Annotated in this window: 14 protein-coding genes; 8 read left to right on the forward strand and 6 right to left on the reverse strand. The window is 65.5% G+C overall.

What is annotated here, in order from left to right; all coding sequences use genetic code 11:
- Positions 1-29: 29 nt before the first annotated feature.
- Entirely contained in the window at positions 30-638 is a 609-nt protein-coding gene (locus CSQ93_RS03530) for a hypothetical protein (RefSeq protein ID WP_158301095.1), read from the reverse strand.
- Between the two features lie 182 nt (positions 639-820).
- Here CSQ93_RS03530 and CSQ93_RS03535 point away from each other — a divergent pair, with 182 nt between their 5' ends.
- Together CSQ93_RS03535 and CSQ93_RS03540 are read left to right on the forward strand one after the other, a co-directional pair.
- Complete coding sequence (locus CSQ93_RS03535; protein ID WP_099376782.1) at positions 821-1,756, forward strand: VirK/YbjX family protein; 936 nt, start codon at positions 821-823, stop codon at positions 1,754-1,756.
- Between the two features lie 136 nt (positions 1,757-1,892).
- Positions 1,893-3,245, forward strand: coding sequence for a serine hydrolase (locus tag CSQ93_RS03540; RefSeq protein WP_158301096.1), 1,353 nt, complete (start codon positions 1,893-1,895; stop codon positions 3,243-3,245).
- A 3-nt stretch (positions 3,246-3,248) separates the two neighbouring features.
- Here CSQ93_RS03540 and CSQ93_RS03545 read toward each other — a convergent pair whose 3' ends face one another.
- From CSQ93_RS03545 to CSQ93_RS03555, 3 genes are all read right to left on the reverse strand, one after another.
- Entirely contained in the window at positions 3,249-3,602 is a 354-nt protein-coding gene (locus tag CSQ93_RS03545; protein WP_158301097.1) for a hypothetical protein, read from the reverse strand.
- Positions 3,599-5,167, reverse strand: a complete 1,569-nt coding sequence (locus tag CSQ93_RS03550; protein WP_099376785.1) for an EAL domain-containing protein — start codon at positions 5,165-5,167, stop codon at positions 3,599-3,601. Before CSQ93_RS03550 ends, CSQ93_RS03545 begins: the two co-directional genes overlap by 4 nt.
- 92 nt (positions 5,168-5,259) lie before the next feature.
- Entirely contained in the window at positions 5,260-6,756 is a 1,497-nt protein-coding gene (locus tag CSQ93_RS03555; protein WP_099376786.1) for an MFS transporter, read from the reverse strand.
- Between the two features lie 63 nt (positions 6,757-6,819).
- On the opposite strand from CSQ93_RS03555, the gene CSQ93_RS03560 reads away from it, so the two are divergent.
- Complete coding sequence (locus CSQ93_RS03560; RefSeq protein WP_233516027.1) at positions 6,820-7,716, forward strand: LysR family transcriptional regulator; 897 nt, start codon at positions 6,820-6,822, stop codon at positions 7,714-7,716.
- On the opposite strand, the gene CSQ93_RS03565 is transcribed toward CSQ93_RS03560, so the two are convergent.
- On the reverse strand, positions 7,713-8,285 hold the full coding sequence (locus CSQ93_RS03565) for a helix-turn-helix domain-containing protein (protein ID WP_099376788.1): 573 nt from the start codon (positions 8,283-8,285) through the stop codon (positions 7,713-7,715). The two genes, CSQ93_RS03560 and CSQ93_RS03565, sit on opposite strands and share 4 nt — an antisense overlap.
- A gap of 91 nt (positions 8,286-8,376) precedes the next feature.
- Here CSQ93_RS03565 and CSQ93_RS03570 point away from each other — a divergent pair, with 91 nt between their 5' ends.
- The gene (locus CSQ93_RS03570; protein ID WP_099376789.1) at positions 8,377-8,907 is read left to right on the forward strand and encodes a GNAT family N-acetyltransferase; all 531 of its coding nucleotides are present in this window, start codon (positions 8,377-8,379) and stop codon (positions 8,905-8,907) included.
- A gap of 13 nt (positions 8,908-8,920) precedes the next feature.
- Here CSQ93_RS03570 and CSQ93_RS03575 read toward each other — a convergent pair whose 3' ends face one another.
- Positions 8,921-10,111 (reverse strand): low temperature requirement protein A, encoded by a 1,191-nt coding sequence (locus CSQ93_RS03575; RefSeq protein ID WP_099376790.1) that lies wholly within the window; start codon positions 10,109-10,111, stop codon positions 8,921-8,923.
- Positions 10,112-10,288: 177 nt separating this feature from the next.
- Between CSQ93_RS03575 and CSQ93_RS03580 the strand changes: the two genes are divergently transcribed.
- The 4 genes from CSQ93_RS03580 (at position 10,289) to CSQ93_RS03595 (ending at position 16,930) form a co-directional block, all read left to right on the forward strand.
- Positions 10,289-10,747, forward strand: a complete 459-nt coding sequence (locus tag CSQ93_RS03580) for a hypothetical protein (RefSeq protein ID WP_158301098.1) — start codon at positions 10,289-10,291, stop codon at positions 10,745-10,747.
- Between the two features lie 460 nt (positions 10,748-11,207).
- The gene (locus CSQ93_RS03585) at positions 11,208-11,585 is read left to right on the forward strand and encodes a hypothetical protein (protein WP_077404342.1); all 378 of its coding nucleotides are present in this window, start codon (positions 11,208-11,210) and stop codon (positions 11,583-11,585) included.
- Between the two features lie 180 nt (positions 11,586-11,765).
- A complete protein-coding gene (locus tag CSQ93_RS03590; protein WP_099376792.1) occupies positions 11,766-15,434 on the forward strand; it encodes a hypothetical protein in 3,669 nt (1,222 codons plus the stop codon).
- Entirely contained in the window at positions 15,431-16,930 is a 1,500-nt protein-coding gene (locus CSQ93_RS03595; RefSeq protein WP_099376793.1) for a hypothetical protein, read from the forward strand. The genes CSQ93_RS03590 and CSQ93_RS03595 overlap by 4 nt, the downstream gene beginning before the upstream one ends.
- Positions 16,931-16,986 lie beyond the last annotated feature (56 nt).

The raw sequence follows: 16,986 nt of genomic DNA on the forward strand, positions 1-16,986 counted from the left end.
GGCTGGCATCTCCTTCATGCATACACGCATTACTGCGCCGCATCGGCCATGCAGGCGGCCAGCGCAGCGATGAACTGGTCGCGCAAGACCAGGTACTGCGCATCCGTCGCGAATTCCCGTTTATCTGCCGGCTGGTTGAGCAGATAGGCGGTGGCGACCGTCCCGCTGGCGGCCTGCAGCAAGGTGTATAGACTGATTACGCCGGCCGATTGCGTGATATTCGGGTTGTTCAATCCTAGCACTTCCACGCCCTGGCGCGTGTCCGTTTCCAGCGACACAAGATGCGGAGGCTTGCTGTTGGCCGCCATCTGCTGCAGCTGTGCCACGATGGTGTCGCGGTCGGCGGCAAACCTGCCTTCGGCGCTGCGTTCGATTTTCAGATTCACGAAGGGCAAGCTGCTCTTGTGGAACAACATCAGCCGATAGCCGTCGGCCACCGATACCTGCCCCTCACCCGTTGCCAGCTTGACACTGCGCGTCGTCACCTGCGCGGGCAAGCGGTCCTGCTGCCTGAACTGGAACGCGCTGCGGTTGATGCATTGCGCCAAGGGCGCCAAGGGATCGGCCGTGCGGTCCTGCGCCTGGGCGGCCAGAGCGGCAACGAGCAGGGGAATGGCAAGCAATTGGCGATGGTTCATGAAAGGCGTCAGTGATCGAGTCAGGATGCGGCGAGCATAACCGTCCGTATTGCTAGAAGGCAAATGTTTAGTTGTCATCCTCTAAACGGAAACAGCTTCTTAATATGAACTTCACCTGGTCCACGTAGCATTCAGCTTGGCAAGGCTCTCATTGTGCAGCGCCTGCCCTCACCGGCTGAACCATGAATGACATCGCTTTAACCTTGCGCCACGGCGCCGCCGTGCCACCCGCCGTGCCACCCGCCGTGCGACCACCGCCTGCCAGCGGACACCGCCTGAAAGCGGCGCTGGGCGCCCTCTTCTTTCCCCGCCAGCGCACGCGCTGGCAAGCCTTCCTGGGCAGCATGCCCGGCTTGAGCTCGCTGGCGCAGCTGCATCCTTGTCTGCGCTTCAAGATTTACCGCCCGTACGCCTCGCGCCAGCTCGGCTGCGCGGATCGCCTGGCCTTGCTGGAAGGACATTACCGTTTCCTGTGGCAAGCGGGCGCGCGCGCCCTGGTCGAACTGGCCGCGCGCCAGCCCGTGGTGCTGGCCGCGTTCGAAGGCAAGGATGGGGCGCTGTACCGCCTGCAGCTGACGGCCATCCACGACAGCCACCGCGAAGGCGAACTGTGCCTGCGCCTGACGCGCGACGGCCAGCCTTTCTACCTGGCCAGCTTTTTGTTCCTGCCGCGCGCCGACGGCGTGTCCCTGCAGCTGGGCGCGCTGCAAGGCTTGCGCTCGGAAGCGGGCGCGCAAGCCGTGAAAGCGGCTACGCGGGCGCTGCACGGTTGCCGTCCGAAAAACCTGATGGTGACGGCCCTGCGCGATTTCGGTGATTTTTTTGCCTGCAATAACGTGTTTCTGATCAGTAATGACAACCGCATCGCCCTGAATGCGCGGCGCCGGCGCCATATCGCGGCCGACTACGATCTGGCGTGGCAGGAGTTGCACGCCTTGCGCATGCGCGACGGTAATTATCACTTGCCCTGTGCCCCCTACCGGGCGCCGGACCTCGCCGACGTGCCGTCAAAGAAACGCGCCGATGCGCGCCGGCGCGGCGAATTGCTGCAATGCATGTCCGCCGACATGCGCGCCCAACTGGCGGGTTTGCTGGAAGCGCCGATGGCTGAAAATTGAGCCAGCGCAAGCCTTGCCATGCCCGAGCCATAAAACTCAGGCAGCCTTCATGTTGGCGCCGTATCCTTCACTTGACATGCCAGAGACCTTATCCAGGCACTGGCGTGCATTCGGCCCACCCTGGACAAGGTTTCCCATGACACCCACTTTCGCCCTCCTCCCCCTTTGTCTCGCCGGCACCGCTGCACTGGCAGCCCCTGCACTCGATGACGCCGTGCGCCAGCGCGCGGAAGAACTCACGCGCACGGGCGTGCACGCCAGCATCGTCATCGCCGTGATCGACGGCAAGCACAGCGCCGTGTACGGTTTTGGCAGCGTGCATGCCGGCAAGAACATCAAGCCGGGCGCCGACACCGTCTACCAGATCGGCTCCGTCACCAAAACCATGACGGCCTTGCTGTTGGCCGACGCCGTCGCCGAAAACAAGGTCAAACTCGACGAGCCGGTGGCCACATTATTGCCGGGCTATACGGTGCCCGCCTTCGACGGCAAGAAGATCAGCCTGCTCGACCTGGCCACGCATTATTCTTCGCTGCCGCGCCTGCCCGACAACTTCGCGCCGAAGGACCCGGCCAACCCGTATGCCGACTACACGGAAGCCAGACAGCGGCAGTTTCTCGCCGCCTACCATCTGCCCCACGCGCCGGGGACGAAATTTGACTACTCGAACATCGGCTACGCCGTGCTGGGCACGGCACTGGCCGCACAGGCCGGCAGCAGCTATGAAGCACTGCTGCAAAAGCGCATCGCCGTGCCGCTCGGCATGCGTTCCACCTCGAACCAGCCCACGCACGGCATGCTGGCGCGCCTGGCGCCCGGCCATCTGCTGTCGGGCGAGCTGACGCCGGCCTGGGATTTGAACGTGGTGGCGCCGGCCGGCGGCGTGTATTCGAGCGCGCGCGACATGGTGGCTTACCTGCAAGCGTACATGTTCAAGCCGCTGCGCCCGTATGCGCTGGCGATCAAGCCACAGCGCCCGCTGGCACCCGACGGCGACACGAAAATCGGCCTGTCCTGGCTGCTGGAGCAGCAACAGGGCCGCAGCTACGCCTGGCACAGCGGCCAGACGGGCGGCTACGCCAGCTATGCGGCGTTTACCACGGACGGCAAGCGGGGCGTGATGGTGCTGACGAATACGGCGCGCGATGTCGATGCGCTGGGCCTGTCCACCTTGCTGCCCGGCACGCCCCTGCCGCCGCTGAAAAAGCCGCAGGCCGCCATCGAAGTACCGCGCGCCGCGCTGGCCGAGTACGTTGGCGAGTATCCATTGGACAAGGATTTCACGTTGACGGTGACCCTGGGCAAGCAGGGACTGGAAGCGGCCGGCACGGGCATGGGATCGGCGCCCTTGTTTGCCAGCGCGAAAGACCAATTCTTCTTCCGCGCCATCGATGCGGACCTGGCGTTTACACGCGATGCCGCGGGCAAGGTCGCCAGCGCCGTGCTCAAGCAAGGCGGGCAGGACGTCGTCTTGCCGCGCAAGCCGTAAAAATCAAGCTGCCGGGTCTTGCATGAACTGTTCGACCCGGGCAACAAACTCCGCCTTGCTGCGCGTGCGAAACTCGCCCAGGAAGGCGTCGCTGCCCTGGACGATCTTGCCGTGGCGGTCGTATGCCACCTTGCCCATCTCCAGCACGAAGTCGCCTTGCGGATCGTCTTCCGGCTCGAAGTGCGAGTTGAAGCAGTAGCCGGTGTCGCGGCAGCTGCCCCACAGCAGCAATGCGCTGCTGAACCATTGCATGGTCTCGGGACCTGGCTCCACTTCGAACAGGGTATTGACGGTGATATCCCAGCCGCCCGGTACGCGCAGCGGCTGCAATGGGTAGGGAAAGCGTGGCTGTTTCATGTGGACGATGGCGCGCGGCGCGCCCGGTAAAAGGCAAGGAATTCCGCGGCTGGCAGCGCTTTGGCAAACAGCCATCCCTGGCCGAATTCCATTTTGCGCTCCAGCAGATAGTCCGCTTGCTGCTGCGTTTCGATGCCTTCGGCCACGATCAGCATGTTCAAGGTGCGCGCCATGGCGATGATGTGCGGCGTGACGCTGCTGGTGGCCGCGTCCGTGCCGATGGTGTCGACGAAGGATTTATCGATTTTCAGGGCGTCGAGCGGCAGGTTTTGCAGGCTAGACAGGCTGGAATAGCCGGTGCCGAAGTCGTCGATGGCCACGGCATGGCCCCGTGCCCTGGCCTTTTCGATGGTGGCGCGGGCCGCTTCCACGTTGATGAAGCCCCGCTCCGTCGCTTCCAGCCAGATCTGCTGCGCCTCGATGCCCGTGCCGGCCAATGCCCGTTCCAGCACGTCGAGCACCCGGCCCGTTTCGATATCGCTGGCGCACAGGTTGATGGCGATGTGCAGTTCGCGGTCGGCCAGCAGCGCGGCGCGCATGTCGGCGATGACGCAAGCGATCACCTGGTCGGTGATGGGCAAAATGAGTTCGCTTTCCTCGGCCACGGGGATGAACAGGTCGGGCCGTATCATGCTGCCGTCGGGACGGCGCCAGCGTATCAGCGCCTCGGCGCCCACGCACACGCCCGTGTCGAGCGCGATGATGGGTTGGTAATGGACAAAGAATTCGCGCCGGTCGATGGCGATGCGCAACTCTCCCATCAGCGACAGGCGACGGCGCGACAGCCACACGACGATGCCGACGATGAATGCCGCCATCAGCAGGCCCAGCGGCAAGAGCAGCAACTGCTCGCGCCGCAGCCTGTCGTTCAGCTTGCTGCGCGGCTCGATCATGACGGCCGTCAAGCCGTCGCGGTACAGCATTGCGTGGATGCTGCCATCGTGCCTGATGTCGCTCGCCATGGGTGTGCCGGCAAGCAAGGCCTGCACTTGTGCGGGATCCGGATGGTGCAAGGTGTCGAGCACGCCTTCCTTGCCGATGGCCACGGCCATCTGGATATCGCTGTCGACGATGACGTCGGAAAAGCGCACGGGATCGATCAGCACCTTATAGGCACGGTAGGACAGCCCCACCATGCGCTTGCCGCCGCTGACGACGGGGCGCAGGTTGAAATCGAGGCCGATGCCATTGTCCAGGGTAAAGTCGGCGGGCGTGACGGTGATGCGCGCCTCTTCGATACCCGTGGACGTGCATTTGAGCAAGCCGTTTTCCACATAGCCGATATCGTCGATGCTGCGCGTGGTGATGGTGATGCGGCGCAGTTGCTGGATATGCGCTTCCGAACATGGCGCCAGGTCGAGCGCATCGGCGCTGCGCAGGGCGGCGCTGGCAGAGGCGATGGAACGGTGTGCCCGCTCGAGCGCGTAGCCGGCCAGCAGGCGCAGGCGTTCCTGCTCACCCTGCTCAGCGCGCACCGACGACAGGTAGAAGGCCAGGCTCAGTGGAGCAGCCACGCCGATGACTGCGACCAGCACGCTCGTGATGATGATGCGTTTTCTGCGCATACAGTTCCCTGCGGTAGTTATATGAATGCCATGTATTGCTCGATGGCATCATATTACATGTGCTGGCCGCGCACGCGGAACTTGCTGAACAGTTACACTTTTCCCGGCGGCCTGGCCAGCACGAACACCAGCGCCGCCACCACGGCCGCCAGTCCGCCAGCCAGGTACAGCACACTGGCAAAGCCATCGATGAAGGCGTGGCGCGCCGCTTCCTGCGCCACGGCCTGCATCGCGGGCGGCAACTGGCCGAAGGCCTCGGCCGCGTTGCCGGCGACGATGCGGCCGATCATTTCAGGCGAGGCCTTCAAGCCGTGCAGCCACGCCAGTTGCTCGAACGAAGCGGCCGTGCGCATGGCCAGCACGGCGCCCAGCGCGCCCACGGCCAGGACGATGCCGACAAAGCGCGTCGTCGTGCTGATGCCGGAACCCATGCCCGTGCGTTCGCGGGGAATGCAGGCAAGGATGGCCTTTTGCGTCGTGCCGTTGAGCAATCCCGCTCCCGCGCCCGTGACCACCATGCCGGCCGCCACCCAGCCGTACTGCAGGCTGGCGGCGGCCAGGGCCGTGGCCACGTTGCCCACGGCGACGATCAGCAAGCCCGTCACCAGAATGCCGCGGTCGTCCAGATGGCGCATGGCGCGCGGCGCCAGCCGCGAAAGCACCACCATGGCGACGGCAAACGGCAGCATGGCGCAGCCGGCCAGCACGGCGGAAAAACCGAAGGCGTTCTGCAGATACAGCGGTAAGAACGTCATCATCACTTGCGCGGCGATGGCGTAGCCGAACATGCCCAGCACGGCGCCGACGAATACGCGCCGGCCAAACAGGCTCAAATCGACCATCGGCGCGCGCTGGCACCGTTCCACCAGCACGAAGACCAACAGCAGCGCCGCGCCAGCCACGAAGCGCAGCATGGTGGCGCGGCTGGACCAGCCCGCCACGCTGGCGTCGATCAAGCCCCAGATAATGCAGAACAGGCCGGCCGAGAACAGCAGCGCCCCGAGCGGGTCGAAACTGGCGTTGGAAACATCCTTCGACTCGTCCACATGCCTGCCTACCAACCACATCAGGATGGCGACGACGGGCAGGTTCAGATAGAAAATCCAGCGCCAGTTGATGGCGCTCGTGATCAGGCCGCCCAGCAGGGGCGCCACGGTCATGGCCACGCCCATGGCCGCGCCCCACACGGACCAGGCGCGCGCCCTCTCCTTTTCCGCATGGAAGGTGTGGCCGATGACGGCCAGCGCGGACGTCAGCAGCAGCGCCGCACCGAGTCCCTTGATGGCGCGCGCCACGTTGAGCACGAACGGCGTCCACGCCAGGCCGCACAGCAGCGACGCCAGCGCGAACACTGCCAGGCCGGACAGCATCACCCTGCGCCGTCCCAGGCGGTCGGCGATGCTGCCGGCGGGCAGCAGAAATGAGGCGAACGCCAGCATGTAGGCGCTGACCACCCATTCCACATCGACGAAGCTGGCGTTCAGCGAACGGGCGATCGACGGCAGCGAAACAGCCACGACGTTGGTGTCTAGCATGATCAGCGCGCACACGCCCGAGCAGGTATATAAGGTCCAGTTGGTATTCTTCATGCCTCGATTGTAAGCAGGCTTGTATTATTTCCTGTTATAAGACAGCCGCCTTATAATTCACTGATGGTGAATATAGTCAAAGAGATGGAACTGCGGCATTTCCGCTGCGTGCTGGCCGTCGCGCACAGCCTGCACTTTGCGCGGGCCGCTGCGGAACTGGGCATTTCGCCGCCCGCGCTGACCAAGCAGGTGCAGGAAACGGAACAGTTGCTGGGCACGCGGCTGTTCCAGCGCAGCAAGCGCGCCGTGTCGCTGACGGCCGCCGGAGAATTGTTCGTCATCGAGGCTGCGCGCGCGCTGGGGCAACTGGCGCAGGCCCAGGAGGTGGCGCGGCGAGCGGGACGGGGCGAACTGGGACGGCTGGAAATCGGCTACGTGGCCTCGGCTGCCTACTCAGGCGTGCTGCAAGGCCAGTTCGCCCGCTTTCGCGCCAGCCACCCCGGCATCCACATCAGCGCGCGCGAATACGCGATGGATGCCCTGCCCGCCTTGCTGGACCAGGGCCGGGTCGACCTGGCCTTCGTGCGCCCGCCCCTGCACCTGCCGGACGGACTGGACAGCGTGGTCTTGCTGCGCGACCGCTTCGTGCTGGCCGTGCAGGCGGACAGCCCGTTGGCTTTGTTTGATGTGGCGGCGCCGGCCGCGCTGGCACAGCAGGCGTTCATCGTGCCGGAACAGGAATTGGGGACATTGGAGGTGAGCCGGCGCGGCGGTTTTGCGGCGCAGGTGGTGTCGCGCCCGGGCAGCCTGGTGGCCGTGCTGACGGAAGTGTCGCTGGGCGTGGGCTGCGCCATCGTGCCCCATTCCGTGATGGCCAGCGTGCAATTGCCCGGCGTCGTATTCCGCGAGCTGGACGGGCCGCAGATCAGCTCGGAAATCGCCGTGGCCTTCCGCCGCCACGAACAGGCGCCCGCCGCGCGCGCCTTCATTGCTCAGTTGCGCGCGGCGGCACTGGCTTAATCTCGGTTCTTCAATACCGCCACGGCGTAGGTGCAGGCGGTGGCCGTTTCATTGCGGAACACGCAGTCGGCCGGTGGCCCCAGTTCCAGGCAGTCGCCCTCGTCCAGCACGTGGCGGGTCTCCCCTTCGATGAACACGAGGCTGCCGCTGAGCGACCAGATGAGTTGCCGCCGCGACGCATAGGCGGCGGCCGGCATGGCCACCACGGCGCCGGGCGGCAAGGTAATATGCACGAGGTCGAGCGGCATGTCGGACGCGGGCGACACGTGCCGCCGCACATAGCCGCTCTGCGGATCGACCCACACGGGCTGCTCAAGCTGGCGCAGCAGGCGCCCCGCGCGCATTTCGGCGCGGGCGATGAGTTCGGACATGCTCAGGTCAAAGGCGCCCGACAGCCGCGCCAGCAAGGTGGCCGTGGGGCTGCAGTCGCCCCGCTCCACCTTGTGCACCATCGCGCGCGACACGCCCGAGCGGGCCGCCAGGTCCGTCAGCGACCAGCCCAGGTTTTCCCGCTCAAGGCGCACCCTGGCGCCGATCCGCTGGTTCAATTCGTCTGGTTTAGTGGACATATTTCAGCTTCCATTCGGATTTTATTGGACAAGGCGTGAGCGGCAATCTATGATTTGTCCATTATAGTAGACGATTAGCAAGGAGAGCAACATGCAGATACGCGATGCCCACGCGGGCGATATCGAGGCCATCACGGCCATCTACAACGATGCCGTCAGCCATACCCTGGCCATCTGGAATGAACGGACGGTCGATGCGGCCAACCGCGCCGCCTGGCTGGCCGACCGCGAAAAGGCCGGCTATCCCGTGCTGGTCGCCATCGATGCGCAAGGAACTGTCGCTGGCTACGCCTCGTTCGGCGACTGGCGCCCGTTCGAGGGTTTTCGGCATACGGTCGAGCATTCCGTGTACGTGCGCGCCGATAGTCGCGGCGCCGGCGTCGGCAAGGCCTTGATGGGGGAATTGATCGCGCGGGCGCGCGGCCTGGGCAAGCACGTGATGGTGGCGGGCATCGAGGCGGGCAATGCCGCCTCGATCGCCCTGCACAAGCAGCTGGGCTTCGCGGAAGTGGGCTTGATGCGGCAAGTCGGCACCAAGTTCGGCGCCTGGCTGGACCTGGCGTTCCTGCAGCTGCAGCTCGACACGCGCAGCGATCCGGACGGCATTGCGCCGCCCGGTTAAGGTCAAACTGACATCAAGGATCGATCTCCGGTGGCGGACGGCGCAGCGCCATATGTTCCCACACGGCCACCAGGACCAGCACGCAGCTGGTGATGCAGGCCAGGGTCAGGGGCGCATACAGCCTTCCGTAGGCCATCGGGATCAGCGCCAGGATGATCAAAATGCCCAGCAGATGCGACAGCGGCGGCGTGGAACGGTCATTGCTCACCCATTTAAATAATGCATTGCCCAGCAGATACAGGATCGGGCCACCCAGCAAGGCGCTGATGCCGGCGAAGCTCGCTTCATCCGGGTGCACGAGGGCCAGCTCATCGGCCACGGCGCTGACGATCACGCCGCCCACGATCAGCACGTGGATATACGTGTAAGCCTTGCGGGCGATGCGGCCCGGATCTTTCGAGTGGGCGATGCGGTGGTGGCCCGCCTCGGCGCCCGTGTCGAAATAAATCCACCACATGGCGATGCTGCCCACCAGGGCCGACAAAAAGCCCAGCCAGTTGGCGGCCGTCCATTCCAGCCCGGCGAAGGTGGCGCCCGTCACCAGCAGGGATTCGCCCAGCGCGATGATGACGAACAGGCCGCAGCGCTCGGCCATGTGGCCGCCGTCGACATCCCAGTCGGCCGTCGAGGAGCGGCCCAGGCCAGGAATGCCGAACTGCATCCAGGGACCGGCCAGGTCGATCGCCAGTGCCAGCACCCACCAGAAGATGCGCTGCTCGGGCGACGCGATGCCGCCGGCGATCCAGAAGATGCCGGACAACACGGCCCACAGGGCGATGCGCTGAAAATTGCGGCGGCGCGACAGTTCTTCATGGCGCACGGCCCACCAGGCGAACAGGGGCCGGCCCACCTGCATGGCCACGTAGGCGCCGGCAAAGCCCAGGCCCCGCGTGCCGAACGCTTCGGGAATCGAGGCCGACATGATCAGGCCGCCCAGCATCAGCGCAAACAGGCTGATGCGCACGGGAATGCGCTCGGGGTCGAGCCAGTTGGTGATCCAGGACGTGAAGATCCACACCCACCAGACGGCCATCAGCAGCAGCCCCGTCTGTAGCCAGCCCATGGCGCTCAGGTGCGCCAGCAAGCCGTGCGACAGTTGCGTGACGGCAAATACGAACACGAGGTCGAAGAACAGCTCGATCATGCCTACCTTGCCGCTGTCCTGCGCGCCGCGCTGACGCAGCAGGGAAATGCGATTATTCATTTTTTTCCTTGCATAAATATCGGACCGACGCCCGCGGCACCGGCCAAAACGGCACGATGATAGCAGATGGGGATGGCGGCCATGGCGGCCATGGTGACGCGCTGCGGTCGGCATGCGTTTGCTCTTCCGGCGGAATTTCGCTACGATGGGCCGCATGCGCGGCAAACCACCTCCACCATGTTTCAGCTGAATTGGCGCGGCCCCTGGCTGGCTGCCGTGCTGCTGCTATCGCTCGGTGGCGACGCCCCGGCGCTGGCGCGCCAGCTGGCCGAACCGGCCCCCGCGTGCCGGGCACCGCAAACCATGGCGCTGACGGTCAACAGCGACGCCATCGCCACGGCCAGCAACGATATCAATGACAACACCCTGGTGGCGCTGCGCGCCAACGGCACCGCGTACTGGACGGTTTTATTGTCGACAGCGAATATCATGCTGCAACTGGGCGCAGACCGCGGCGATACCATCGTGACATTCCAGAAAGGATTGACCCTGCGTTTCCAGGCACTCGGTCCGCAGCAATATCAAATCCTCATCGATGGCCCCATCCTCGATGACGGCACGCAATACACGCTGACTGGCAAGGTGGTAGCCGTTTTTGAGCGCTGTCCGGCCCTGCCCGCGCCTGCCGCGCAATAAAGCCGCGCATGCCATCTATTTAAATCAATAAACCGTTTATATTCAATTGCATTCCATATCCGACTTGCATGCCGCCGCGAAAAATGGCCGGCGGCGCATTCCCGCGCAGCGTCCGGAAACTGCATTATTCTTGCCTTCGCGACAATTCGAGAGAATCGCGCAAAAAAATAGGCATAGAATCGCTACTCGTCATGCGCAAGAGCCGGCATGGTTATATTACGAATAGCCGGAAACTACTTTTTTGAATAAGCAAATACGAAATATATTAATCAATTCCGGATTGATTAATATCAAATGTCTTGTCTTTATTTGAAATTGCGTATTGTCCCGCCATATTTTTATGGCATGGTCGCAAAGCCGTCGCAATACCATTTCTACCGACTTACCCAACTGCCCCGAACCTGTCGGCCACGGGGCGCCCACCGCAAGTGCAGGCCGATATCACCTCATGGAGAATGTCATGTCTAACTTACCTCGCGTCGAAGTCACCAACCATACGCTGGCCTCCGGCCAAAGCGTCACCACCAACACCACGCCGAACAGCATCGCGCTGTCCATCGCCAGCGGCGACAGCAACAACCAGACCGGCATCGCCTTCCAGTTCCAGGGCCGCACCACGTACTGGAATCCCAGCGTCACCACGGGTTTCACCACGGCCAAGCTGGCTAGCGACACGGGCAACGGCGTCGTCACGTGGAAAGCCGGCCTGACGGTCACCTACTCGCCGCAAAGCACGGGGCTGTATAACGTGCTGCTCTCCGGCGACATCGTCGACGGCGGCACCGTGTATAGCTACACGGGCTTCGTGCTGGCCACCTTTACCTCCAACTCGCAGTAAGCGGCGGTTCCGCGCCCGCCTGCGGGCGGGCGCTCTGGATGGCCGCCCGCCAGCGCATCCAGGCAAGCCGCCTGGCCATCCGACGCCCTTCCGGGCCCACCCGTTGTAAACGATTGCGAAGCCGCGCGGCCGCCATGCCGCCGCATCGCAGCCCGAGTCGCGTCTTGAGTGGAGGTAGTCATGGGTTTCAGTTTCGTCGCCACCGATCCCGCCAGCAAGGTCAGCCTGTATGAATCGCCGCCGCAGCCGGACCATGCGTGGGCCGGCTACCTGCTGCCGCCCGTCGCGCCGCCTGCCACGCCCCCGGACAGCATCAGCTATGCCGACAGCCTGTCGCCGCAGCGCATGGGCGGCTACGTGTTTGCCAGTGCCCGTCCGGCGGCGCTGGACGCGGCGCCCGGCCCCTTCATCGCCGCTCTCGCCGCGTATATCGACCGGCAGTCGTCGGCGCCGGGACTGAACCTGAACGCGCTGCTATGGCTGCGCGACGCCGATGCTGCGCCGGCCGATTCCTTCAAGAACTACGGCTGCAGCTACAGCTATAACCAGCTGACCAAGGGCTTTGCCACCAGCACCAATGTCAATTTCCGGCTGGGACAGGACCTGCTGTTCAACGTGCTGGCCAGCGTCGGCCTGTCCATCGACGCCGTCAGCGGCAGTTTGCGGCTGTCCGCGCCGCTGGCCACGCCGCCGGCGCTGGCCTTCCAGCGCAACGCCAGCGATATAGGCATACGCGTCACGGGCAGCGGCAACACGATCCGCACGTTCGTGCCGCTGACGGGTCCGAATGCGGGCTGCCTGACGTTTACGGCCACCGTCAACCCTGCCGTCACCTTCGGCCCAAGCGGCCTGGCCGTCGGCTTCCCCATGAGCGCGCGCGACACGGCCAGCGGCCAGCTGCAGCAGCTGTTCTACCCGGCGCTGAGCGCGCCCGCCGCGTTGCCGGCCAACCTGGCCTGGGTCGGCACGGTCGACCCGCTCGATCCCTACAATCAGAAGCTGTCCGCCAAGGCCAGGCTGGAAGGCGTATTGCGCTGCGGCTTGCTGCCGGCCGGCCGGCCCGCGTTGCCGTCCACCTACCGCACGGCGCTGGGCCATGCGACGGCCTTGCTGCCGCTGGGCGCTGCCAGCGGGCAGCCGCCCGTGGTCGGCCTGCAGTCGGGCGCCCTGGCCTTTGGCTGCGCCGCGCCGTCTCCCTCTCGGCCCGTTACCAGCAAGGCCCTGCTGACGCCGGCCGGGCGCTTCGGCCTGAGCGCCAGCGGCCAGGCTGTCGGGACGCAGACAAACTTGTTATGCGGCATCTTTGGCTCGGAACAGCTGAGCATGACCACCTATGATGGCGCCGCGCCGGAAAATGACAGTCTGCTGTTCGTGCCCGCCTCACCCGCCTACGCGGCCGTCTTCCCGTTCCAGGCCGCGACCCTGGACTTGCCCGATTCCGGTAATGTAGCCACGCCGCTGACGGCCGATTACCTCAGTTGCTGGGCCAGCGTGCTCAAGGGCGGCGCGGCCATGCCGCAATACCATGCGGAGCCGGCGGGCAGTCCCATGTACGGCCTGCCGCCGGCCGCCCGGGCGGCCGCCTTGCTGCGCGCCGTGGCCGCCGATACCGTGCTGGCCTCGACCCCGCCCTCGTTGCCCGTGCCGCAGGGCGCCGCGCACGCCTTTCCCCTGCTGCCGTATGGCGGCGCCGTCAGCGGCGGCCCGCTGGAGATCAGCGCCTCCCTGCTGTCGAGCTTTGAAAGCAGTATCGTGGCCGCCACGCGCAAGGCCGTCATTTCCAGCGGCGCCAGCGCCACCTGGCAGGCGCGCGCGGCCGCCAGCCACCGCGTGCGCGGGCTGGCGGCCGGCGAGGCGGTGGCGGAAGCACCGCACTACCGCACCACGCCGCAGGGCGCTGTCGCCACCGTGTCCAGCCAGGAGCAGGACCAGGACGCCTTCCTGTCGGTGACCCTGGGCCAGACCCTGGGCGACGGCGGCCAGATCTTGCCGTTCGGCTTCCGCTTCCCGGACGCTACCTTGCAGGATGCCTTGCAGACCAACCAGCTGTTCCTGGTGGCCGTCAACGCAGCCCACCTGTCGGACGGCGGCGCGCGCTTCGACAATACCGTGGGCATCGCCGGCTGGACCATGCAAGCGCAGGTGGGGCTCGGTGTGACGCCCACGTCCTATCGCAACGTGATGCTGCTCAAGTATTGCAGCGGCAGCGTCAGGGAACGCGTCACCAATCCGAACGCCTGGTCGGGCGCGCCCGATTTTTCGCTGGCCGCCGACGCCGGCCCCGGCGTCCAGGGCATCGCCTACACGGGGCTGTCGCAGTGGCTGCAGGATGTCATCGAAGCGGCCGAGGTGCTGGCGGCGGACAATCCCGAATCGCCGTACCGGCATTTCCTGGAACTGGTCAGCGATCCCGCCTGGACGGGCGTGCTGGTGCTGCAGGCGGATCTGGATCCGTCCAGTCTGCCGGCTGGCCTGCAGGGCATCGCGGCCGGCCTCGACCTGACGCGCTTCGTCGCCCACCATTTCGGCTTCACGGCCAGCCGCGTGACGGTGCATGGCGACGGCAGCATCACCCTCGACGGCAATTCCAGTACATTCGGCCTGGTCGACTACCAGGACCCGGCCTTCGCCGCAGGCCAGCGCAACGGCTTGCCGCCCGATACCCCCATCGCCCTGCCCGACACCGACAACTATGCGTTCCGCGTGCTGCAATTGCAGGTGCTGTTCGACAATGCCGTCATCAAGACCTTCAAGAGCTACGTGCAGCTGGCCGTCAACGAGCTGCTCGGCTCGCCCGTGACGGCCACCACCTTCGGCGGCAATGCGATGCCGAACAACGGCGTGGTACTCGACGGCAGCTATATCGACCAGAATGGCACCGGCATCTACATCTTCGAGCAAGCCACGCCGTCGATATTCAGCCTCGACAGCAACCTACTGTGCCACGTGGCTTTCCAGCGCATCCAGTTCAACTGCCTGGGCACCATCGATGCGGGCGCGACCGTGCTGAACCGCTTTTCCGTCTGGGGCACGCTGGACTTCGCCAGCCTGGACGACCGCACGGGCGCCGTGCTGGATCTGCTGTCGTTCGGCGCGCTGGCGCCGGACCTGCCGCCGGACGGCGAAGGCCTGGCCTTTTCCAACCTGGTGATCGACATGCGCTATCCGCAGACGACGCCGTCGGCCGTGCGCTTTGACGAGGTGACGGCCAACCTGGCCTACGACCTCGACGCCAGCCAGGCCAGGCCGGACAGCCTGTTCAAGGGCTTCGGCCTGGAACTGTCGGGCTTTATCGCTGCCGCCGATGGGCAGAAACCGGCCGATTTCGGCTTCCTGCCCGTCAGCACGGCACTGAACCTGAGCACGCTCGACGGGCCCTGGCACGGCGTCGTGTATGACGTCACCATGGGCGGGCCGGGCGCGCTCGTCTCGGCCGCCGGCTTCCATTCGACCCTGCTGCTGGCCTGGTCGCCCGCCAGCACCGCCGGCGACGACGAGCAAGCCGTCTTCGTCGGTCTGTCGCTGCCCGGCGCGGCGCCGGGCGCCAGGCTGATCAGCCTGCAAGGCATCTTCAAGCTGGCCATCGACAATATCGGGCTGATGCGGCAAAAAGTGCCCGACGGCGACTCCTACTATTATTGCCTGCGGCTCGACAATATCGCCATCAAGTTCCTCGGCATTGCCAAGCTGCCGCCCGACGCGAACATCCAGTTCTTCCTGTTTGGCGACCCGAAGAATACGGGCAGCCTGGGCTGGTATGCCGCGTACATCGCCGATGCGGCCGCCCGGCAGGAGCAGGCACTGGCCGCGCTGCCATTGCCAGCCATTTCATTGGGGAGCGCAGCATGACCAACGTCGTGTACTGGAATATCGAGAACTTCGGCATCAACAAGGTCAACAATCCCAGCCGCAAGCGGCCCCGCTATGGCGAAGGCGGCCGCTGCGGCGGTAACCTGCCGGCCGTGGCCGCGCTGCAGCGCCGCAACCACATCCTGACCATCCTGCGCGCAACGCAGCCCGATATTTTCGTCCTGATCGAGGTGTCGGCCAGCGCGGCCGGCGTCGGCGACCTGGCGCCCGCCACTGGCGGCCTGCAGGGCGCGATCTTCCTGCTGCAACAGCTGCGCAGCGACCCCGCCGACCCCAACCGCGATGCCTGGCGCATGGTGCCGCCGCTGAAAGTGGGCACGGGCGGGCGCACGGAATCGGTCGCCGTGCTGTACCGCGGCATATCGGGCACGGCTGGCACGGCCACGGAAGTGCGGCGCTATTTCACGGGGCCGAACGTGTGGACGGGCGGCGGCGTGTCGGCTGTGGCGGCCGGCGCCGTGCCCGCCGCCTATCCGGCCGGGGGGCCCGGCGCGCCCAACATCCAGGATTTTCTCAACCCGCAAGGCCAGCAGGCGCGCACCATCCCGGCCGGCGCGCAGTACAACGGCGGCCTGGCCGAGGGCATGGCAGCGGCGCGCATCGCCTTCGCGCCCGCGCCGGCGCCGGCCGCGCCGCCCGTCGTTAGCGGACTGGTCAATTTCAACGGCTTGCGCCAGCCCTTCATGGTGACTTTCGTGGAAACCAACCAGGCCAACGTCATCGCGCGCAACCTGACCCTGTTTGCCGTGCATGCGCCGCCCAACCACGGCGGCGCCACCAATTTCATCAATATCCTGCTGCGCGGCGTGAACGACGTGGCGGCGGCGCCTGCCGGCCCGCCGCACAATGAAATCAAGCTGATCTGCGGCGACTTCAACCTGAACGCCATCTACGCGCAGCCGCCCGGGGCGGGCGGGCGGACCACGGCCTACGACCAGTTGCGCGCGATTAAATACGTGCCGCTGCTGGACCCGCCGCCGGCCATGCCGGTGGCAGCGAACCTGACGCTGGACGCGTATCAGGGCTACCTGGCCACGCATATCCGCCCCAAGCGCACCAAGCCGCAGCTGACGCAGCAATCGCGCTTCCTGTGGTCCGACAATACGGCCGGCGGCGCGCTGCTGGCGGCGCCGTATCCGGGCTATAACTATATTGGCAGCGATATGGTGAGCAACTTTTTCTCGATCGACAATATGCTCGTCAACCCGCTGGTGCTGGCGAATAACTACCAGTTCACGGTGATGAATCCCGTGTCGGGCACGCCGTTCACGCTGGTGGGCGGCATGCCAGCGGGCGTGCCCATCGGCACGCGCCCGCTGGCCGCGCAATTTCCGAACTTGCCTGTTGGCATGGCCTGGCCGCAATCGCCGGCGGCAGTGTATGCCGTAGGCCAGGCGCGCACGCTGAATGGCTGGGCCAATTACGGCTACCTGCGCAGCACCAGCGACCACCTGGCGCTGTTTGCCGTGCTGTAGACAGAGCGTCCGGGCGGGTGCGAGCGTCCGCCCTGGACATCATGACTGATTCAAGG

This window comes from Janthinobacterium sp. BJB426, from assembly GCF_002735705.1.
GTDB lineage: Bacteria > Pseudomonadota > Gammaproteobacteria > Burkholderiales > Burkholderiaceae_D > Janthinobacterium.